Genomic DNA, 19242 nt, shown 5'->3' on the forward strand with positions numbered 1-19242 from the left:
CCACCAGGCGGCCGCGCCGGCGATGTCCCGGAATCCGCTGCGTCGTCCGCGAACGTGCCGGCAGATTCGCCGGACATTGCGCATGTCGGCCTCTTTGCCGGGGCGGCCATTGTGGTCCAGGTCTCCCTTGAACATGTTCAACAAGGGTCGTACGCTCAGGACGACCGAAATTTGAACACGTTCGAGAAAGGCGTGAACGATGGACTTCAAGGTCTGGATGTACCTGGTCTATCTGGCTGTCAGCGTGGGGTTGACCATCTGGGTGGCCGGCGCCCTCTCCCGCAACGGGCTCGTCTTCCTGGAGGAGGTCTTCTCCGACACCCGGCTGGCCAAGGCCGTCAACAGCCTGCTCGTCGTCGGCTTCTACCTGTTGAACCTGGGCTACGTGACGGTGGCCATGAAGCACAGCGGCCGGATCGACTCGACGAGCCAGGCGATGGAGGAACTCTCCCTCAAGATCGGACTGGTGCTGCTCGTCCTGGGCTTCCTGCACTTCTTCAACGTCTTCGCCCTCAACCGCTACCGCCGTGGACGTCTCCGCCAGCAGGCGACCCACCCGCCGCTCCCCCCGGCCGCGCGGCTACCGATCGTCGGGCCGCAGATGCAACCGCCCGCACCTCCGGCGCCGGCGTTGTGAGCACGCCGGAGACCGGTCCCGCCCGACACGGGGCGGGCGGGGCCGGACCGGCCGGCGGGTTCACGGTGCTCTACGACGCGCACTGCCCGGTGTGCCGCACCGCGAGCCGCTGGCTGCAGGCGCGGGATCAACTCGTACCCCTGCGCTTCGTGCCGGCGGGGTCGGAGGCGGCCCGGCAGCGGTTCCCCGGCCTCGACCACGAGGCGACCCTGCGCGACATCACCGTCGTGGCCGACACCGGCGAGGTCTACGTCGGCGACGGCGCCTGGGTCGCGTGCCTCTGGGCGCTGGCCGGTTACCGCGACCTCGCCGAGCGGCTCTCACGGCCACACCTGCTGCCACTGGCCCGCCAGGTCGTGGCCGCCGCCTCCGCCGTACGGCAGCGGACCCGCGGCGGCGCCGCGGCGGGTGATGTCGCGCCACCCGGAACGGGCGGAGGATACGGTGGCACGGATGAGCGAACCGATTGCGCCGACGACCGCTGCGGCTGAGCCGGCCACGGCACGCGGCGAACAGACCCGGCAGCTCATCCTGGACACCGCGATGCGACTGTTCCGCGAACGCGGCTACGCCCAGACCACCATGCGCGCGATCGCCAAGGACGCGGGCGTCGCGGTCGGCAACGCCTACTACTACTTCGGCTCGAAGGAGCACCTGATCCAGGGGTTCTACCTGGAATCGCAGGTGGAGCACCGGACCGCGGCGCAGCCGGTGCTGGCGCGGGAGACGGACTTCGCCGCGCGGCTGCGGGGGGTGCTGCACTGCGGCGTCGACGTGCTCACCCCCTACCACTCCTTCGCGGCGACGTTCTTCAAGACCGCGGCCGAGCCGACCTCGCCACTGAGCCCGTTCTCCGCCGAGTCCTCCGGCCCCCGCGAGGAGTCCATCGGGCTGTTCCGGCAGGTGTTGGAGGGCTCGACCGCCAAGGTGGATCCGGAACTGCGTCGGGACCTGCCGGAGCTGCTGTGGCTGGCCTACATGGGGGTGGTCCTCTACTGGGTGCACGACCGGTCGCCGGAGCAGGCGAAGACGCGCCGGTTGATCGACGGCGCGGTGCCGCTGATCGACCGCGTGGTCGCGCTGTCGCGGCTGCGGCTGCTGCGGCCGGTGACCCGCGAGGTGATCGAGTTGATCAACGCCCTGCGACAGTGACGACGCAGGCGCGCACGGGCCACGGCCGTCCGTCCGACCCGCTGTGCCAGACTCCTGCGGTGGCTGCATGGGAGCGGAGAACCCGGCTCGGCCTGACGTGGGCCGGCGCGGCGGGGCTGCTGCTGGGGCTCGCCGGTCTCGGGTTCCGGCTCTGGCTGATCCTCACCGGCACACCACCGACGAACAGCGACGAGGCGACGATCGGGCTCGCCGCCCTGCACATCGCCGGCGGACACGACTTTCCGGTCTTCTTCTACGGCCAGCACTACATGGGCACCGTCGAGGCGTATCTCGCGGCCCCGTTCGTCGCGGTGGTCGGCCCGTCACCACTGGCGCTGCGGATCCCGACGCTGCTGCTCTACGCGGCATTCCTGATCGCCGCCTACCACCTGAGCCGGCGGCTCTTCACCCCCGGCTTCGCCGTCGCCACCGTCGGGCTGCTCGCCTTCGCCGCGGACCGGACGGTGAAGAACCAGCTCATCGCGGGTGGCGGCTACCCGGAGGTGAGCCCGGCCGCCGTGACGCTGCTGCTGCTCGCCGCCGCGCTGGGCATGGGGGCCACCCGGCGACGGCTGCTCGCCTTCGGTGCGTGGGGGCTCGTCGCCGGTCTGCTGGTCTGGAACCACTGGTTGGGGCTGCCCTATCTCGCCGCGGCCACCGTCGTCCTGATCATCGGCTGTGGACGGGAGCTTCGGGGACACGCCGGCGCGCTCACCCTCGGCGCCTTTCTCCTCGGGGCGGCGCCGCTGATCGGGCACAACCTGGTCGCGCCGCTGTCACAGAGCTCACCCGTGGTCTTCCTGCGGCTCAACGGCGCCGACGACCACGCGTCCTGGCCGGACCGGCTCTTCGGCGGCGTCCTCGAAGGGCTGCCATTGGGGACCGGGCTCTGCGCGCCCAGCCGGTGCGCGCCGTGGCAGCTCTGGTGGGCCCCGGTCTTCCTACTGCTCGCCGCGGCGGCCGGATACCTCTATCTCGCCGCGGCGCGCCGGACGGAAGGACCCGAGCGGGTACGCCAGAGCGCCCGACTCGCGCTCGTCGCCGCCGGCGTGGTCAGCCTGATCTCATACGCGCGCAGTCCGGCCGCCGCCGAGACCCCGATCGAGAGCGCCCGCTACCTCAGCCTGCTCCTGGTCTCCATCCCCGCGGTGCTCTGGCCCCTGTGGACGCTCGCGACCCGGGCGGGTCCGGCGTGGCGGCGACTCACGGCGGCAGCGCCGATCGCGGCGCTCGCGGCGACGATGGCGGTGGCCACGGTGATGCTCGCGGCGGAGGTGCCCGCCTACGCGGAGCGCGCGCGGCGCCAGGATGAGCTGGTCGGCGCGCTGGACCGGCTCGGTGTCACCCGCTTCTACACCGAATACTGGAGCTGCAACTGGGTCGTCTTCGCGACCGGGGAACGAGTGGTCTGCGCGGTGCTGGGCGACGATCTGCGGCCGGGCATGAACCGCTACCGCCCCTACCGGGACGTGGTGGCGCAGGCGGACGCGCCGGCGTACGTGGCGCCGGTCGCATCGGACTTCGACCGCAACGTGGCGCGGCACCTGGCCATCGCGACGGTGCCGTTCACGGTGGACGAGGCCGCCGGCTACCGGATCTACCGGCCCGCCGCCCGGGTGGCGCCCCCGCCCGGCTGAGCCCGCGTCCGCCGAGCCGGCGTGACCGGATTGTCAGCCGTACGCCCCGGTACGGTCACCGACCGCGCCGTGATGGACCCTGATAGATTTCTGTCACTGTACGGTAGTGATCCGATGACGCAGAATGAGCAGGTCGTTGTCCCGATATGCGCCCGGACGGGAGCAGAAAAGTGGCTGTTTCGTACTTCGAGAGATTGGGCGGAGCCGCCGCCATCAAACAGGCGATCTGCCGCTTCTACGAGCTCGTCCTCGCCGACGAGGAGCTGCGGCCCTACTTCGCCCGGGCCGACATCGGCCGGCTCAAGACGCACCAGGCCGCCCTCCTGGCCCGGGTGCTCGGCGGCCCCGACGGCTACACCGGTCTTGATCTCGCCTCGGCGCACCACTGTCTCGGCATCACCGACCAGCAGTTCCAGCGGGTCGCCGCCCATCTCCTGACAGCGCTGCGCACGACGGGCGCCACCCCGGAGATCGTCGAAAGTGTCGAGCTGACCCTGACCGCCGCGCGACACACCATCGTCCGACAGGATCCGCTGCCACTGGGCGGCCGCGAAGAAGGTCTTTAGCTCAGTCGCGGGCGAGCGCGAAGCCGATGTCCCGGCCGGCCCCCTGCCCGTACGCGAGCTGGATGAGCAGTTCGGTCACGGGCTCCAGGTAACGGGCGTTCGTGAGTGGGCCCACGTCGACGGCGTCGAACCCGAGCTCCGTGCCGAGGTCCACAACCGTCCTCTTCGCGTCCGTGTCGTCGCCGGCGACCGGCAGTGACTGACGCACCCCGCCCAGCACGGGCCGCCCATGATTGGGCGCCAGGACGGTGTTGAAGGCCTTGACCACCTTGGCTTCCGGCAGAAGGCCCGCCACCGTCTCGCCGGCCGAGGTGCTGTGTCCGATCTCCAGTGACATGAAGTCCGCGGCGAGTGGATTCGTGACGTCGACAACGGTCTTCCCGGTGACCGCGCCGACCACCTCGTCGGTCAGCGCGGCGGTGACCGCCCCGAACGGCACGGCCAGAATGACCACATCGCCGTAGGCCGCCGCCTTCGCCGGTGTGGTGGCGGTCGCGCCGGCCGCGGTGGCGGCCTCGGCGAGCCGGGTCGAGTCGGGGGTGGAGGCCGAGAGCGCCACCGAGTGACCGACTTCGTTCAGGCGGCGGGCCAGGACGGATCCGACATTGCCGGCCCCGATGATGCCGATGTTCATCGAACATTCCTTCCGCGAAGTGGGCGCGTGATCGCGTCGTCCTGCAAGCTCGCGGTTACCCCGAAGGGGCCGCCGGAAACGGTTCCGCCCCGTGGCTTGACCCGTGCGACGCGGCGCGGCTCATGCCGGCGCGAGCCGTGACGAAAGGCCGCCACCCACTCCCCTACTTCGTGCTCATCCTCGTCGACCAGCATCACGTGCGGTACGGCGCGATCGCGCTGATCATGGCGATCACCATCGCGATCGCCGCGCCGTTCGGGTTGGCCCTGAGCGCCGCCCTCCCCCGGGAACTGGAGGGGACCCTCGTGCTGCTCATGGTGATCGGGCTGCAGATGGTCGCCGATCCGGCCAACCCGGCCACCCGCCTGCTGCCGTGGTTCAGCCGGGAGATCGGCACCTACGCCATCGACCACAGCGGCGGCGGGTACCTGGCCCGCGGCCTCGTGCACGGCGCGGTCTTCGCGCTCGCCCTCACCGCGCTGGTGGCGGCCGCCGCCCGCCTCCGCCTCCGGCACCGCTCGCACCTGCGCTTCAGCGTCCCCCGGTAGCTCAGACGCTGAGCCGCGGGTTGCGCACCATTTCCGGTGCGTCATTGTCCAGCGGCACCGCGTGCGCGGGGAGCACCCCGAGCTGCACGCCCTGCCGGGGCAGCACGGCGTCGAGGAGCCAGTCCACCGCCACCCGGATCCGGTTGCCGGGCATCGACGCCAGGTGGTAGCCGCGGGTGACCGCCTTGGCGGGCGGCCCGGAAAGGTTCACGCTGAACGGGTTGGCCGCCGCGTCCTTGCCCCCGAGGTCGACCGCGAAGCCGAGCTCGCGGTGTCGGTACGGACGGCGCATCCCCTGCCCGTACGAGGCCGCGATGTTGCGGGCCACCAGCTTCCCGTGCCGCACCGCGTGCTGCGCGGTCATCGGGGTGAAGTCACCGGGGCGGGTGGCGTCCGGCACGGCGGCCGCGTCGCCGCAGGCGAAGACGTCGGGATGACCGGGCACGGTGAGAAACTCGTCGACCAGCAGACGTCCCTTGACGGTGGCGAGCCCCAGGTCGGCGACGATCGGGTCGGGCCGCACCCCGACACACCAGATGAGGGAGCGGGTCGGCACGGACTGCCCGTCGGTCAACACCACCGCGTCCTGGCGGGCCTCCTTGACCGAGGTCCCCATGCGGACGTCGACGCCACGCTCGCGCAGCACCCGGTCCGCCGTCTCGGACATCCGGGGATCAAGCTCGGGCAGGACCCGCTGGGCGATGTCGAGCAGCAGCCACCGGGGCCGCTGACCGTCCAGCCGCGGATGCCGCCCGGCGAGCGCGTCCGTGTAGAGAACGCCGTGCGAGGCCACCTCCGTACCGGTGTAACCCGCGCCGACGACGACAAAGGTGCAGCGCGCGCTCCGCTCCGCGGGATCGTCCGCCGCGTCGGCCAACTCGATCTGCTGCGTGATGTGGTCCCGCAGGAAGAGCGCCTCGGGCAGACCACGGAACCCGTGGGCGTGCTCCACGACGCCGGGAATGGGCAACAGCTTGTTCACGCTCCCCGCCGCGAGCACCAGCCGGTCGTAGCTCAGCTCCCCCGGACTGCCCTCCGGGTCGGCGTAGCGCACCCGCCGGTCGTCGAGATCGACCGCGTTGACCTCGCCGAGCACGACACGTACGCCGGGCAGCGTGTCCGGCAGCGAGACGGTGACCCGCCGGGGCTCCAGCACACCGGCGGCCACCTCCGGCAGGAGCGGCACGTAGAGGAAGTAGTCGGTCGGATTGACCAACACGATCTCGGCGGCCCCACGGGCCATCCGGGAGAGCGTGCGGGCGGTCTGGTAACCGGCGAAGCCGGCGCCGACGATGACCACGCGGGGTCGGCTCATCTCGCCTCCGATCGGTCTGTCAGGGGGCGGCGGGTGGTGGGTGCCGTGAGCTCCGCGGACCCGCGCGGTAGTCGCGACCGGAAGGGAACGCGGACCAGCACCCACCACTGTGTACGGTCAGTCGACCGTGGCCGGCATCAGTTGTTCGGTTCGTCGGTGCTGATGTCCGCCAGCACCGAGTCGGGCTCCCACTCGACGGCGAGGTCACCGATCGAGACGACACCCACGAGCCGGCCGTCATCTACCACAGGCAGCCGTCGGACGGAGTAGGTCCGCATGAGTTCGGCCGCCGCCACCGCATCGTCCTGCGGTGACACCATCACCACGTCCTCGGTGAGGACCTGGTTGAGCGTGGTGGTGTTCGGGTCGAGTTCGGCGGCGATCGCCCGGACCGCGATGTCGCGGTCCGTCAGAATCCCGCGGACCTCCCCGCCGTTCGTCACGATGATGTCCCCGATGTCCGCGTCACGCATCTGTCGCGCCGCATCGCACAAAGTGCTTCCCGCGTCCATCGTGAACGGTCTGGCCGTCATGAAATCTCCGACGGTCGTCATCCTGTGCTCCTCTCGTCTCGGCGCCGACTTTCGGGTACCCCGGGTCATCGCCGAAAAACCGGGCGGCGCCGGTGGACGGCCCCGCGCGGCGGGGTGGGAGAGAGAGGCTGGCGGATCAGCTGAACGGCAGCCCGACGTAGTTCTCCGCGAGGGTGGTGGCGGCCGGGACGGAGGTCGCGGTGTAGCGCAGCTGCGAGAGCTGGATCTGGTGCTGGAACGGGTCGCCGCCCGGAAAGCGGTGCAGCATCGAGGTCATCCACCAGGAGAAGTGCTGGGCGCGCCAGATGCGACGCAGGCAGGTTTCGCCGTACCCGTCGATCAGCTCCGTCCGCCCCTCCCGCAACCAGGCGGTGAGCGCACGGGAGAGCTGCAGCACGTCGGCGATGGCCAGGTTCATCCCCTTGGCACCGGTCGGCGGCACGATGTGCGCGGCGTCGCCGGCCAGGAAGAGGCGGCCGTGACGCATGGGCTCGACCACGAAGCTGCGCATGCCCGTGATGCCCTTCTCCAGCATCGCGCCCTCGGTCAGCGCGAACCCGTCGGCGGCGAGCCGCACGTGCAGCTCGTCCCAGATCCGGGCGTCCGACCAGTCTTCGATCCGTTCGTCCGGTGCCACCTGCAGGTAGAGGCGGGTGACCTGGGGGGACCGCATGCTGTGCAGAGCGAAGCCGCGCTCGTGGTAGCAGTAGATCAACTCGTCGTGCGACGGCGGCGTCTCGGCCAGGATCCCGAGCCAGGCGAACGGGTACGTCTGCTCATAAGCGGTCACGAGGCCGGCGGGGACAGCGCTGCGGCTGACCCCGTGGAACCCGTCGCAGCCGGCGATCGCGTCGCAGCGTACCTCCTGTGCGGTGCCGTCCGCGTCGCGGAAGGTCACCCGTGGCTCGTTGCCGTCCACATCGTGCAGGGTCACGTCGCTGACCTCGAAACGCAGGTCGCCCTGCGCGGCGATCCGTGCCGCGATCAGATCCTTGACCACCTCCTGCTGCCCGTAGACGGTAATCGACCGCCCGGTCAGGGCCGCGAAGTCGATGCGGTGGTCCGCGCCGTCGAAGCGCAGCGAGATGCCCTCGTGGGGCAGCCCTTCGGAGTCCATCCGCTCGCCGAGCCCGACCGAGCGCAGCAACTCGACCGTCGGCTGTTCGAGCACGCCGGCCCGGACGCGCCGCTCCACGTACTCCCGGCTCCGTGTCTCGAGCACGACGGAGTCGATCCCGGCCATCGCCAGGAGATGGGAGAGGAGCAGGCCGGCGGGACCGGCGCCGACGATCGCGACCTGGGTGCGCACCAGAACCTCCGTGGGATCGGTCGGTGGGGAACGTTGGGATGATCATGTGTCATCCGCCACGCGGATCAGAGGCGGCTTCCGTTGGACGGAAAGCCAACCTCGCGGCAGGATCGGCCCATGCCGCACCGGGTCGACGCCGCCGCCCCCGGCAACTCCGTCACCTCCCGCGCACTGCGCGTGCTCGAGGCCTTCTCGGCGCAGCGCCGCGAGCTGACCCTGTCCGAGATCGCCCGGTTCACCGGGCTGCCGCTGACCACGGCCCACCGGCTCATCGCCGACCTCGCGGAGTGGGGCGCGCTGGAGCGGGACGAGCAGGGGCACTACCGGATCGGGCTACGGCTGTGGGAGGTGGCCGCCCTCGCGCCGCGCAGCGTCGGGCTGCGCGAGGCCGCGCTCCCTTTCCTGGAAGACCTGTACGAAGCGACCCACGAGAACGTGCACCTGGCGGTCCGCGACGGCGACGAGGCGCTGTACGTCGAGCGCATCTCGGGCCGGGGCGCGGTGAGCGTCGTCTCCCGGGTCGGCGGGCGGCTGCCGCTGCACGCCACCGGCGTCGGGCTCGTCCTGCTCGCCTATGCGGACACCGAGGTTCAGGAGCGGATCCTCGGCGCACCGCTGCGGCGCTTCACCGACCGCACACTCACCTCCCCCGCTGAGCTGCGGCGGGTCCTGGCGGAGGTGCGGCGCACCCGGATCGGGATCAGCCGGGGCTATCTGGAGGAGAACGCGCTCTCGGTGGCGGCGCCCGTGGCCGGGCCGTCCGGCACGGTGGTGGCGGCCCTGTCGATCGTCGTACCGATGTCGCGGGCGCCGGGCCCTTTCCTGCCGGCCGTGACGGCGGCGGCGCGGGGGGTGTCGCGCGCGCTCGGCGGGCCCACCGCACGACCCGGCCCCTGACCCGTCGCCCGCTGCTACCCCCGCTGGGCGCCGTCGATCAAGGCCGTATTCCCATGGGTCGATCTCCGATCGGGTGAATACGGCCTTGATCGACGAGCTATTCCTTGATCGGCACGCCGGGTCAGCCGCGCAGCTCGGCCGCCACCAGCTCCGCGATCTGCACGGCGTTGAGCGCCGCGCCCTTGCGGAGGTTGTCGTTGGAGCAGAACAGCGCCAACCCGTGCTCGACCGTCTCGTCCGCGCGGATCCGGCCGACATACGTCGGGTCCTGGCCGGCGGCCTCCAACGGCGTGGGCACCGGCGACAGCGCGACGCCCGGCGCGTCGGCGAGCAGCTCAGCGGCGCGCGCCGGCGTGATCGGCCGGGCGAACCGGGCGTTCATCTGCAACGAGTGCCCGGTGAAGACCGGCACGCGTACGCAGGTGCCGGAAACCTTGAGCCCCGGGATCTCGAGAATCTTGCGGCTCTCGTTGCGCAGCTTCTGCTCCTCGTCGGTCTCCGCCGAGCCGTCGCCGACGATCGAGCCCGCCAGCGGGAGCACGTTGAACGCGATCGGCCGGGCGAAGGAGCGCGGCGCGGGGAACTCCGCCGCCGTGCCGTCGAAGGTGAGCCCGGCGGCCCGGTCGACGACCTTGCGCACCTGCTCGTCCAGCTCGGCGACGCCGGCGAGCCCGGCGCCGGAGACGGCCTGGTACGTGGAGACGACGAGGCTGACCAGCCCGGCCTCATCGTGCAGCGGCCGCAGGACGGGCATCGCCGCCATCGTCGTGCAGTTGGGGTTGGCGATGATGCCCTTCGGGCGGCGGGTCGCCGCGTGCGGGTTGACCTCGGCGACGACCAGCGGCACGTCCGGGTCCATCCGCCACGCCGACGAATTGTCGATCACGACGGGGCCGGCGGCCGCCACGCGCGGGGCCAACTCCTTGGCTGTCGCTTTTCCGGCGGAGAAGAGCACGATGTCCAGGTCGCTGTAGTCGGCGGTCGCCGCGTCCTCGACCGTGACCTCGCCGTCCGCCCAGGCCAGCGTGCGGCCCGCCGAGCGCGCCGAAGCGAACAACCGCAACCGCTCCACCGGGAACTGCCGCTCCGCCAGCACGCGCCGCATCACGCCGCCCACCTGGCCGGTCGCCCCCACAATGCCAATCCTCATGCGGCGAGGCTACCGATGCGACCGCCCCAACCAGGAATGAATTCCCGCGTTGTGGCGCACGCCGCGTCCCCGACAGCCCCCTCCCGACGATCTTGCAGTTTTAGCGCCTCACGTGTGGAAATTATTCGGCGTCCGACCCGTGCGGGACCGGCGGGACGGACCGCTAGACGGTCGCGTTGAGGAGATCGCCGAGGCCGGTCGCGGCCAGGTCGTCCCGGATCGCCGCGGCGTCCCCCTCGACCACCATCGTCAGCCCCTCGGCGCGCAGATGCGTCGCGGCCGCCGCCGAGACGTCGGCGACCGAGGCCGAGAGGAGTTCTTCGCGCAGCCGCGCGTGGTAGTCATCGGGGAGCCCGTAGACGACCAGCGTGGAGAGCGCCCCCGCGATGGCCCGCGGCGTCTGCAGCTCCACCGAGAGCTGACCGGCCCGCCACGAGCGGGCCACCTCCAACTCCGGCTCCGTCACTCCGGCCTCCTGGGTACGGGCGATCTCCGCGACGGCGTCCACGAGTGCCGGCGCGGTGACCGCGGTCTGCACGTTGGAGCTGACCACGAAACGGCCGAACCGGCGGGAGAGCCCGAAGTCCGACCGGATGCCGTACGTGTAACCGCGCACCTCACGGATGAGATGGTTGAGCCGGGACGTGAAAGCGCCGCCGAGCACGGTGGAGACCAGCGACATCGACACATAGTCGGGGTGCGCCCGGTGCGGCGCGGGATGGCCCAGCCGCAGCGTCGACTGGACCGAGCCGGGGCGGTCGACCACGATGATCCGCCGCTCGGTGCGGGTCGGCACCCGCAGCGGCTCACCGGGATCGACCGGCTCGGCCCGGGCGCCGGCGAACGCGGTGGCGCCGAGCACGTCCAGATCGAGCCGCTCCAGGTCACCGACGACGAGGAGGGTCCCGGTCCGGGTCAGCCAACTGCGGTGGAATGCGACCACGTCCTCGACGGTGACCGCCTCAACCGAGTCGGGGTCGCCGTCCATCGGCCGGCCGGGCCGCTGGTCGACACCGAACAGATCGGCGCGCAGCGCGGCGTCCGCGCGGGGGCCGGGATTCGCCCAGTACATCCGCAACGACGTCACCTCGTCGTCGCGCACCCGGAGCACGTCGGCCGGATCCAGCCGCGGGGTGCGGACCGCCTCGGCGAGCAGCTCGACCGCGGCCGGAAGCCGCTCCACCGGCACCTGCACGCCCACCCGGAACGAATCCCAGTCGACCGCCATCGACAGCTCGGTACCGAGCCCTTCCAGCGCGAGCGCGTACGCCGTCGAGTCCCGCGCCGCCGTCCCCTCCTCCAGCGCCTTGGCCATCACGCCGGTGAGCCCTTCCCGCCCGGACGGCTCGCGCAGCGCGCCCGCGTCGAGGAGCAGGGTCGCCACGGCGAGCTGGTGGCCGGGCAGATGCGCGCCGACCACCTCTCCCCCGGCGACCGACCGACGGACCACGGGTGGGAAGCGGTAGGGGCGGGACTCGCCCGTCCCCGGACGCTCAGTTGTCAGAGTCACGCCTTCGCCTCCGGCACGTAGGTCAGGGTTGCCCGGTCGAGCGGCCGCAGCAGCTCCGCAGCGATCCCGCTGGCGCGCTCCGCGGTGACGGAGAGCCATCCGGGCAGCCGGTCGGCGGCCCGCGCCGGATCCCCGAACTGCAGCGCGTAGCGCCCCAGCGTGTCCGCCCGCCCCTCGAAGGTGGCGAGGTGTCGCCACCAGCTGGTGGTCAGCAACGCGCGGGCCCGCTCCAGTTCGGACTCCGTCACCCCGCCGGCCGCGAACTCGTCGACCACCTCGACCAGCCCCGCCTCCAACTCCTCGGCGGTGACGCCGGGTCGGGCGGTCGCGGTGATGATCAGCGGCGCGGCGGCGTAGGCGAGGTCCACGCCGTACGAGCCGATGTTGTCCGGTTGCGCGAGCCGCGCCCCGTCCGCGAGGCGCTGGTAGAGGCGGCTTCCCCGGCCACTGCCGAGCACCGTGGAGAGGACGGTGACCGCGTCGTACTCGGGGGTGCCGAACGGGTAGGTCCGGTGCGCCAGGTAGGTCCGGGGCGCCGGCACGTCGGCGACCACCCGCTCGCGCGCCGGCCCACCGGCGATCACCAGGTGCTGCCCGTCGGGCGCCGGTGGGATGTCCGGGCGCGGCCGAAGGCCACCGAAGAACTTGTCGGCGAGGGCGAACACCTCGTGGGGGTCGGCGTCGCCGACCACGGTGAGGACCGCGTTGTTGGGCGCGTAGTAGGTCTCGTGGAAGGCCTGGAACGTCGCCAGGTCCGCGGCGTTCAGATCCTCCATCGACCCGATGGTCGCGTGGTGGTAAGGGTGGTTGGGCGGGTAGAGCAGCGGCAGCAGACGCAGCCAGGCGTCGCCGTACGGGACGTTCTCGTAGCGCTGCCGACGCTCGTTCTTCACCACCTCGCGCTGGTTGTCGAGCGTCTCCTGGGTCAGCGCCGGCACCAGACCGCCCATGCGGTCGGCTTCCAGCCACAACGCGAGCGCGAGGTGCTCGGCCGGCACGGTCTCGAAATAGTTGGTCCGGTCCGGGTTGGTGGTGGCGTTGAGCGAACCGCCGGCGCCCTGGATCAACTTCATGTGCTCGGTCTTCGCCACGTTGACCGAGCCCTCGAACATCAGGTGTTCGAAGAGATGGGCGAACCCGGTCTGCCGCTCCGGCTCGTGCCGCGATCCGATGTCGTACCAGAGATTGACGGCGACGACGGGCGCGCTGCGGTCCTGGCTGACGGTCACCCGCAATCCGTTGTCGAGGCGGGTGGTCTCGATCGGCCAGGGATACCCGTTCGGCGACATGTGGCCGACGTTATCGGATCGCGGGCGGGCCCGTCGCGACAGCCACGCAGGGGGTTCCCGCGAGGTGACGTCAGTCGGTGGGTTCGGTCGGCGTCACCGTCTGCGCGGAGGTGCGCCGTTCCAGGAACGAGTCGGGGGCCGCGTTCGGGTCGGCTTCGCGGTTGTCCGAGTCGGCCAGGATCGCCTCGGCCTGTGCCTGCGGGTCGTCACTGCCGACCGCCCGTTCCTCGGGGAGGAGGTGCCGCGCGCGCGACTGGGTACGGTCCTGATCATCGATCTCTGTGCTCATGGCCACCCCCTTTACCCCATCGCGGCCCCGCGTAGTCATCACCGTCAGCGACGGACGGTCGGACGTCGGGTACTCTTGTCCGCGTGGTGCGCTCCTATCGATGGTTTGAGCAGCCGGCCCTGGCGCCGGTGACTCGGCCATGACCTGACGTCACCACCACCAGAGCCGGCAAGGGCAGGGACCTCGTCCCTGCCCTTTCGCATGCGACAAGCAGCCGGCTCGACCTGGGGACGCCGGCCCCGGGGGTGGCCGGCGGAAGGAGACCTCCGTGGCTACCACGGGTACGGGACGCGTCAGCGATCAACGCATCGAGAAGGTCGTGCCGTTGACGACCCCCGCGCTGCTCCATCACGACCTGCCGCTCGACGAGCCGCTCACCGCGACGGTCGTCGAGGGGCGCCGGGCGGTCGCCCGGGTGCTCGACCGACAGGACGACCGGTTGCTGGTCGTGGTCGGCCCCTGTTCGGTGCATGATCCGGCCGCCGCGCTGGAGTACGCCCACCGGCTCGCCGTGACGGCGGGACGCCTCAGCGAGGATCTGCTCGTCGTGATGCGGGTCTACTTCGAAAAGCCCCGGTCGACGGTCGGCTGGAAGGGCCTGATCAACGACCCCGGCCTCGACGGTTCGGGCGACGTGAACACCGGGCTGCGCGCCGCCCGGACGCTCCTGCTGGAGGTGCTGCGTACGGGTCTCCCGGTGGGCTGCGAGTTCCTCGACCCGATCACCCCGCAGTACATCGCCGACACGGTGGCCTGGGGTGCGATCGGGGCGCGGACGGTGGAGAGCCAGGTCCACCGGCAACTCGCCTCGGGCCTGTCGATGCCGATCGGCATGAAAAACCGCCCCGACGGCAGCATCACGACGGCAGTGGACGCGATCCGGGCGGCGGGCGTGCCGCACGTCTTCCCCGGCATCGACGTGTCCGGCACCCCCGCCATTCTGCACACGCGGGGAAACGCGGACGGTCACCTGGTGCTCCGCGGCGCCCGGAACGCACCCAACTTCCACGCCGAGGCGGTCGCCGGCGCGCTGGAGCTGCTGCGGGCCGCCGGCCTACCGGAGCGGCTGGTGATCGACGCGAGCCACGACAACAGCGGCAAGGACCACCGGCGGCAACCACTGGTGGCGGACGACGTCGCCACCCAGCTCGCCGCCGGCGAGCGGGGCATCGTCGGGTTGATGCTGGAGTCTTTCCTCGTGCCCGGCCGGCAGGACCTCGACCCGACCCGGGAACTCGTCTACGGGCAGTCGATCACGGATGCCTGCCTGGGGTGGGACCAGACCGAGGAGGTTCTGGAGCGGCTGGCCGGGGCGGTGGCGCGGCGCCGGGCGGTCACGGCCGGCCAGGGCGTCGGCCGGTGAGCCGCCGGACGGGCGGAGCGGACGCTCCGCCCGTCAGGCCTCGCGCGGTACGGCGCCGGCCGGTCAGCGCGCCGCGCGCCGCGCCTCGGGACGGTTGGCGGAGAGACGGGCGGCGATCGCGACGAAGAGGATCGCCAGAGCGACCTGGATGAGATGCCGGATCCAGTCGACGCCCTCGGTCGTGCCGACGCCGAGCCAGGTGGCGAGCACACCGCCGATCAGCGCTGCCGCGATACCGACGCCGATCGTCGCCCAGACCGAGATGTTCTGCCGGCCGGGCATCAGCAGCCGGGCGAGCGAGCCGATGATGGCGCCGGCGATGATCGCCCAGATGATTGTTCCGATCATTGTTCTCCCTTCGGGCCGCCGTCCGTACGGACCGCGGCGCTGCAAGGAGCTGTGACGGTGGGGTACGGCATGCCCGGGGCGCCCGCGCCGCCGTCTGCGGATCAACTCAGCGTAGGACGAGGCGCCGGTGCGGCGTGGCGGAACGACGGCGTCCGGCGTGGCGGAACCGGTCAGATGAGCATGTGCAGTCGGGTGGTGGTGCTGTCCGGCTGGGTGTAGGTCTGCACCAGGTCGCAGAGACGGTTGGCGAGCAGCAGGCCGCGGCCGCGCTCGCTCTGCTCGTCCGGGCGCACCCGCCCCGCCATCCAGTCACTGATCTCACCGGGCCCGCGCACGTCGCACAGCACCCGCAGGCCCTCCTGCCACACGCGCAGCACCCCGTAGCCGTCGGCGTGGGTGATCGCGTTGGTGGCGATCTCGTTGACGGCCATCTGCAGGTCGACGACGCGGATCGGGGCCAGCCCGGCGCGGCGGGCCCGGTCGCCGACGAGGTCACGGACGGCGGCGAGCCCGAGGGCGTCGAAGGTCAGCTCGGCGGCGGGCACGGTCGGGTCCGGCAGCGGCAGGTTGAGCAGGGCGACGACGGCGTACGGGTCGGCGTACCCGTCGTGATGGCGGCGCTCCCCGTCCTCGACGAGCACGGGGTGCGTGCGGCCGGCGTAGAGCAGCACCCCGGCGGGGAGCGCGTTGGCGTCGTACGGGCAGAGCACGGTGGCCGGGGTCCGGTCCAGCGCGACGTTGATCAGCGCCTCGTGCTGGACGCAGACGGGGATCTCCTCCGGCGACCGGCCGGGCCAGATGGGTTCACCGACGATCCGCACCGATCGGCCGCGGAACTCGTCCACGAAGGCGCGCAGCACCCAGGGAATGATCCGGTTGGGGTTGCGGCCGGCCTGCGCCATGTCCAGGAACCGCACCTCGGCCGCGTCGTCGCCCAACTCTTCGCTGATCAGCTCGACGTGCGACTGCGGCACGGCGACGAGGACCGGCTCGGCGGCGGCCAGGCCGTCCCGGACGAACGGGACCGTGCCGGCGAGGTAGTCGGCGCGGCCCCGGTAGAAGAGACCTTCGTGAATGAACTCTTCCCTCGTTGGCGAGGTCATGGCGGGTCCACTTCGATGGTGGCCGGTTGCCCCCACAACATATCGATGATGCGCCGGAGTTCGTAAGGTGGGTCGTGCAGGATCATCCGGCGGCCGCCGCGCAGCCGGCTGGCCCACAGGACCAGTGACGTCGCGCCACCCACATCGATGAAGGTCAGCTCGGTCAGGTCGAGGTGCACGTCACCGGCGTCGCCGAGCATCGTCTCCAGCGCCGCGTCGAGAATGTGCCGGGTCGCGCAGTCGACCTCGCCGACCAGCCGGAGCCCGGGACGACCGGGCACGGGCAGGACGGCGAGTTCCGCTGCGCGCCGGGGCAGTTCGATGACCGGCGTATCGGGCCCGTCGCCGCGCCGTTGCCGCACGTCCCGGCACCTCCGATCACCGTGCACGACGCCGTGATTCGGCACCGACGAGCCTAGTGCCCACGTCCGCTGAGTCCCATCACCCACACGGGTCCCAACGGATTCGGTCGTTACCGCGACACGGAAGCTGAGCCGGAATCACAAAAAAGTGCGCCGCCCACGGCAACTGCCGTGGGCGGCGCGGGTGTCGGTGTGCAGGTCGCCTCTCGGCGAGTGGCACGACGCGGCTCCAGCCGAACGGTATTCCGCGAGGGCAATGAGGTGAGGCCCGGGGACACTGAACACACCGACAGTGGGCACAACCAGCGGACGGTCCGCGGTGTTCCGGGGCGTGGTGTATCCCGGGTCACTCCCGCCGGGTTTGGTCTTCCGGCCCGCGGGTAGCCGGTCCCGTGACCGACGAAACCGCCAGCCACCAGCTGGACGCGCTGCTGGATGAGCTCTACCTCGGCAAGGACCGCGTGACGCGGGCGGAGATCCACCGTCGCGCCATCGCGGCCGAACTGCCGGCCGACCTGATGACCCGCATCGGCGCCATGCCGGAGGGTGAGTACGCCCAGGACGAGGCGGCCGAGGTGCTCGACGGAAGGCCGATGCTGTGACCGACCGGGAAACGCCGCTGCCCGCCCTCGGTCAGCCGGACGCGGAGCCGGCGCCGGAGAGCGACGACGACTTCGCCGGCGAGCACGACGACACCGCCGTCGACGAGGACATCCTCACCGGCGTCGACGACCGCGAGCCAGAGTCACCGCGGGGCTGGGCCGGGCTCGAACGCCCCGAGGTCACCGCCGACTAGGCCCTTGACATACCCGCTGCGATCGGCCGGTCGGGGTGGCCGCTTCCGGCGAACCACCCCGACGGCGTTACGGTCTACTGCTGCGAGGCCCGCGGTTGTCCCGACGCGACGTGTTGCGCGCTCGCGTACGCCATCTGCAGGAAGTCCGAGGCGGCCACGGCGGTCAACGCGGTCGCCGCCAGTCGGGTCAGGCGGGGGGTCAGCACCAGCCCCGCGGTGAGGCCGGTGGCGACCCAGACGGCCAGACAGAACGGGCAGCTGAGCAGCTCGCCGACGGCGTGCCGCGTGCCGCTCCCCTGGTCGCGCACCTCCTCGGCGACCTCACCACTGCCGGTCGGCTTCTGGTACTCGGTGAAGGGCGCCCGCAGCGGACTGGTGATCGCGTCCTTGGTCATCAGCCGGCTCAGTTTGTGGGTGGCGATCGAGAGCAGCACGACGTCGCTCGTCGTCGGCCGTTCCGGCACCGGCCGCCCGGTCGCCTTCACCAGCGCGGCCAGGCCACCGGCGACCCCGGCGTAGGTCGCCATCGCCGCGAGGTAGCCGCCGAGCGGCCGGTTCTCGTGCGGCGCGTACGCCTCCCGCAGCCGCTTGAGCCGCTCCGTGACGCTCATCCGGCCGCTCCGCCCCGGACCGCACGGCGTCGAGTGATTCCCTTGGTCATGTCAACGTCTCCTGATCAGCCGGGGGTGAGGTTGTCGGCGACCTCGCGGGCGAGGTTGACGAGCGACGCCTTCGCGAGTTCGGCCAACTCGTCGTGCGGCACGTCTCCGGCCAGCTCCAGCCGCACCATCGCGCCGCCGGCCTCACCGGGGTGGACCTGCAGGGCGACCGGCCATCCGGTCTCCGCGCCCCACCGGGCGCGCAGATCGTCGGCGGTGGCCGCGGGACGGGCCGTGGTCGTGGTCCCCCGTACCTGTTCGGGCAACCACGCGGAGGTCCGGTCGGGGTCGGTGGCGGTGTTGAAGACCACCTCGGGTGGGGCGGAGACGCCGCGCTCCGCGCAGGCTGTCACCTCAGTCGCCCTCACGCAGCCGATCCGGGTCGACCTCCCGGCCGGGGTAGCGGGTCAGGTACTCGGTCTCCAGCTCGGCGGTGCGCCGCAGGTGGGTGGCGAGCGCGCTGTCGGCCGCGTGCCGCAGCGTGTCCAGCCGCGTGCGGTGCAGGCTCCGCATCTCGCGCAGCAGATCCTCGTCGGTGAGCTCGGTGGGGTCGATGCCGAGATCGTCGTCGGGCTCCGCGAGGGTCTCCGAGGTGCGGGCGTGATCGCCGTCCCAGCCGGCACGCCTCGGCTCCGCACTGGGTTCGAACGCCATACCGGAACTGGCGGGCGAGTAGTCGCCATGGCGGACAGAGTCGGTCATCGTCGCCCCCGGTTCATCTCGTCTGGGCTGGTACGGCACTAGATGTTGCCCAAACGGGGTGTCACCAAACCAGGTGGTCCTTTCCGGGAGCCCGCGGCCTCCCCGGTACATCGCTCTCGGCGGGGCGGGCCGTGTCGCGCCGCGACGTGCGGGGCGGGGACGTGACTACGACGGTCCGTCGGAGAGCGCGCGGAGCCGCCGGTACGCTCGGGCGCATGAACCGACTGTTGACCCCGGCGTGGATCACCCGCCACGTGGTCACCGTCGTCCTGGTCGCGGCATTTCTGGCGCTCGGCTGGTGGCAGATCAGCCGGGCCGCGTCGGGTAACACGCTGAGCTGGGCGTACGCGGTGGAGTGGCCGGTCTTCGCCGGGTTCGTCATCTTCGTCTGGGTCCGCGAGGTGCGGCACACGCTGCGCGGCGGGGAAGCGCCGGCGGAGGAG

At 71.7% G+C, this 19242-nt stretch carries 23 protein-coding genes and 2 pseudogenes; 11 read left to right on the forward strand and 14 right to left on the reverse strand.

Going from position 1 to position 19242, the window contains the following annotated elements; genetic code table 11:
* Positions 1-199 precede the first annotated feature (199 nt).
* The 5 genes from AB0J06_RS04895 to AB0J06_RS04915 all read left to right on the forward strand — a co-directional run bounded on the left by AB0J06_RS04895 (position 200) and on the right by AB0J06_RS04915 (position 3992).
* Positions 200-637: a hypothetical protein gene (locus AB0J06_RS04895; protein WP_357424694.1), complete on the forward strand. Its 438-nt coding sequence runs from the start codon at positions 200-202 to the stop codon at positions 635-637.
* The gene (locus AB0J06_RS04900; protein ID WP_357424696.1) at positions 634-1128 is read left to right on the forward strand and encodes a DUF393 domain-containing protein; all 495 of its coding nucleotides are present in this window, start codon (positions 634-636) and stop codon (positions 1126-1128) included. The genes AB0J06_RS04895 and AB0J06_RS04900 overlap by 4 nt, the downstream gene beginning before the upstream one ends.
* Entirely contained in the window at positions 1091-1789 is a 699-nt protein-coding gene (locus AB0J06_RS04905) for a TetR family transcriptional regulator (protein ID WP_357424698.1), read from the forward strand. The genes AB0J06_RS04900 and AB0J06_RS04905 overlap by 38 nt, the downstream gene beginning before the upstream one ends.
* Positions 1790-1848: 59 nt before the next feature.
* Positions 1849-3426, forward strand: a complete 1578-nt coding sequence (locus tag AB0J06_RS04910; protein ID WP_357424700.1) for a hypothetical protein — start codon at positions 1849-1851, stop codon at positions 3424-3426.
* Positions 3427-3596: 170 nt separating this feature from the next.
* A complete protein-coding gene (locus AB0J06_RS04915) occupies positions 3597-3992 on the forward strand; it encodes a group 1 truncated hemoglobin (protein WP_357424702.1) in 396 nt (131 codons plus the stop codon).
* A gap of 1 nt (position 3993) precedes the next feature.
* Here AB0J06_RS04915 and AB0J06_RS04920 read toward each other — a convergent pair.
* Positions 3994-4644, reverse strand: a pseudogene (locus tag AB0J06_RS04920) (NAD(P)-binding domain-containing protein); the annotation flags it as partial.
* 119 nt (positions 4645-4763) lie between these two features.
* Here AB0J06_RS04920 and AB0J06_RS04925 point away from each other — a divergent pair.
* The gene (locus tag AB0J06_RS04925) at positions 4764-5174 is read left to right on the forward strand and encodes a hypothetical protein (RefSeq protein ID WP_357424704.1); all 411 of its coding nucleotides are present in this window, start codon (positions 4764-4766) and stop codon (positions 5172-5174) included.
* 1 nt (position 5175) lies between these two features.
* On the opposite strand, the gene AB0J06_RS04930 is transcribed toward AB0J06_RS04925, so the two are convergent.
* The 3 genes from AB0J06_RS04930 to pobA all read right to left on the reverse strand — a co-directional run bounded on the left by AB0J06_RS04930 (position 5176) and on the right by pobA (position 8331).
* Positions 5176-6489 (reverse strand): NAD(P)/FAD-dependent oxidoreductase, encoded by a 1314-nt coding sequence (locus tag AB0J06_RS04930; RefSeq protein ID WP_357424706.1) that lies wholly within the window; start codon positions 6487-6489, stop codon positions 5176-5178.
* Between the two features lie 137 nt (positions 6490-6626).
* Positions 6627-7043 (reverse strand): CBS domain-containing protein, encoded by a 417-nt coding sequence (locus AB0J06_RS04935; RefSeq protein WP_357424708.1) that lies wholly within the window; start codon positions 7041-7043, stop codon positions 6627-6629.
* Between the two features lie 115 nt (positions 7044-7158).
* On the reverse strand, positions 7159-8331 hold the full coding sequence (gene pobA, locus AB0J06_RS04940) for a 4-hydroxybenzoate 3-monooxygenase (protein WP_357424710.1): 1173 nt from the start codon (positions 8329-8331) through the stop codon (positions 7159-7161).
* Between the two features lie 117 nt (positions 8332-8448).
* Here pobA and AB0J06_RS04945 point away from each other — a divergent pair, with 117 nt between their 5' ends.
* Positions 8449-9228, forward strand: coding sequence for an IclR family transcriptional regulator (locus tag AB0J06_RS04945; RefSeq protein ID WP_357424712.1), 780 nt, complete (start codon positions 8449-8451; stop codon positions 9226-9228).
* 121 nt (positions 9229-9349) lie between these two features.
* On the opposite strand, the gene AB0J06_RS04950 is transcribed toward AB0J06_RS04945, so the two are convergent.
* From AB0J06_RS04950 to AB0J06_RS04965, 4 genes are all read right to left on the reverse strand, one after another.
* Positions 9350-10378, reverse strand: a complete 1029-nt coding sequence (locus tag AB0J06_RS04950; RefSeq protein ID WP_357424714.1) for an aspartate-semialdehyde dehydrogenase — start codon at positions 10376-10378, stop codon at positions 9350-9352.
* A 163-nt stretch (positions 10379-10541) separates the two neighbouring features.
* On the reverse strand, positions 10542-11888 hold the full coding sequence (locus AB0J06_RS04955; protein ID WP_357424716.1) for a pitrilysin family protein: 1347 nt from the start codon (positions 11886-11888) through the stop codon (positions 10542-10544).
* The gene (locus AB0J06_RS04960; protein WP_357424718.1) at positions 11885-13177 is read right to left on the reverse strand and encodes a pitrilysin family protein; all 1293 of its coding nucleotides are present in this window, start codon (positions 13175-13177) and stop codon (positions 11885-11887) included. Before AB0J06_RS04960 ends, AB0J06_RS04955 begins: the two co-directional genes overlap by 4 nt.
* 70 nt (positions 13178-13247) lie before the next feature.
* Positions 13248-13466 carry a hypothetical protein gene (locus AB0J06_RS04965; RefSeq protein ID WP_357424720.1) on the reverse strand — a complete coding sequence of 73 codons (219 nt, stop codon included), beginning with the start codon at positions 13464-13466 and terminating at the stop codon, positions 13248-13250.
* Positions 13467-13734: 268 nt separating this feature from the next.
* Here AB0J06_RS04965 and AB0J06_RS04970 point away from each other — a divergent pair, with 268 nt between their 5' ends.
* Complete coding sequence (locus AB0J06_RS04970) at positions 13735-14829, forward strand: 3-deoxy-7-phosphoheptulonate synthase (RefSeq protein WP_357424722.1); 1095 nt, start codon at positions 13735-13737, stop codon at positions 14827-14829.
* A gap of 63 nt (positions 14830-14892) precedes the next feature.
* On the opposite strand, the gene AB0J06_RS04975 is transcribed toward AB0J06_RS04970, so the two are convergent.
* From AB0J06_RS04975 to AB0J06_RS04985, 3 genes are all read right to left on the reverse strand, one after another.
* Positions 14893-15177 carry a GlsB/YeaQ/YmgE family stress response membrane protein gene (locus AB0J06_RS04975; RefSeq protein ID WP_357424724.1) on the reverse strand — a complete coding sequence of 95 codons (285 nt, stop codon included), beginning with the start codon at positions 15175-15177 and terminating at the stop codon, positions 14893-14895.
* 170 nt (positions 15178-15347) lie between these two features.
* Entirely contained in the window at positions 15348-16280 is a 933-nt protein-coding gene (locus AB0J06_RS04980) for a sensor histidine kinase (RefSeq protein WP_357424726.1), read from the reverse strand.
* Positions 16277-16642: an STAS domain-containing protein gene (locus tag AB0J06_RS04985; RefSeq protein ID WP_357424728.1), complete on the reverse strand. Its 366-nt coding sequence runs from the start codon at positions 16640-16642 to the stop codon at positions 16277-16279. The genes AB0J06_RS04980 and AB0J06_RS04985 overlap by 4 nt, the downstream gene beginning before the upstream one ends.
* A 392-nt stretch (positions 16643-17034) precedes the next feature.
* Between AB0J06_RS04985 and AB0J06_RS04990 the strand changes: the two genes are divergently transcribed.
* Together AB0J06_RS04990 and AB0J06_RS04995 are read left to right on the forward strand one after the other, a co-directional pair.
* Positions 17035-17244, forward strand: a complete 210-nt coding sequence (locus tag AB0J06_RS04990) for a hypothetical protein (protein ID WP_357424730.1) — start codon at positions 17035-17037, stop codon at positions 17242-17244.
* The gene (locus AB0J06_RS04995; protein ID WP_357424750.1) at positions 17241-17438 is read left to right on the forward strand and encodes a hypothetical protein; all 198 of its coding nucleotides are present in this window, start codon (positions 17241-17243) and stop codon (positions 17436-17438) included. The genes AB0J06_RS04990 and AB0J06_RS04995 overlap by 4 nt, the downstream gene beginning before the upstream one ends.
* Positions 17439-17512: 74 nt before the next feature.
* Here AB0J06_RS04995 and AB0J06_RS05000 read toward each other — a convergent pair whose 3' ends face one another.
* The 3 genes from AB0J06_RS05000 to AB0J06_RS05010 all read right to left on the reverse strand — a co-directional run bounded on the left by AB0J06_RS05000 (position 17513) and on the right by AB0J06_RS05010 (position 18799).
* Positions 17513-18049, reverse strand: coding sequence for a DUF1360 domain-containing protein (locus tag AB0J06_RS05000; protein WP_357424732.1), 537 nt, complete (start codon positions 18047-18049; stop codon positions 17513-17515).
* A 65-nt stretch (positions 18050-18114) separates the two neighbouring features.
* Positions 18115-18450 (reverse strand): hypothetical protein, encoded by a 336-nt coding sequence (locus AB0J06_RS05005; protein ID WP_357424734.1) that lies wholly within the window; start codon positions 18448-18450, stop codon positions 18115-18117.
* A gap of 1 nt (position 18451) precedes the next feature.
* A complete protein-coding gene (locus AB0J06_RS05010; RefSeq protein ID WP_357424736.1) occupies positions 18452-18799 on the reverse strand; it encodes a DUF6158 family protein in 348 nt (115 codons plus the stop codon).
* A 215-nt stretch (positions 18800-19014) separates the two neighbouring features.
* Between AB0J06_RS05010 and AB0J06_RS05015 the strand changes: the two are divergent.
* Positions 19015-19242: pseudogene (locus AB0J06_RS05015) on the forward strand (hypothetical protein); the annotation flags it as partial.

The organism is Micromonospora sp. NPDC049679 (assembly GCF_040659735.1).
GTDB lineage: Bacteria > Actinomycetota > Actinomycetes > Mycobacteriales > Micromonosporaceae > Micromonospora_I.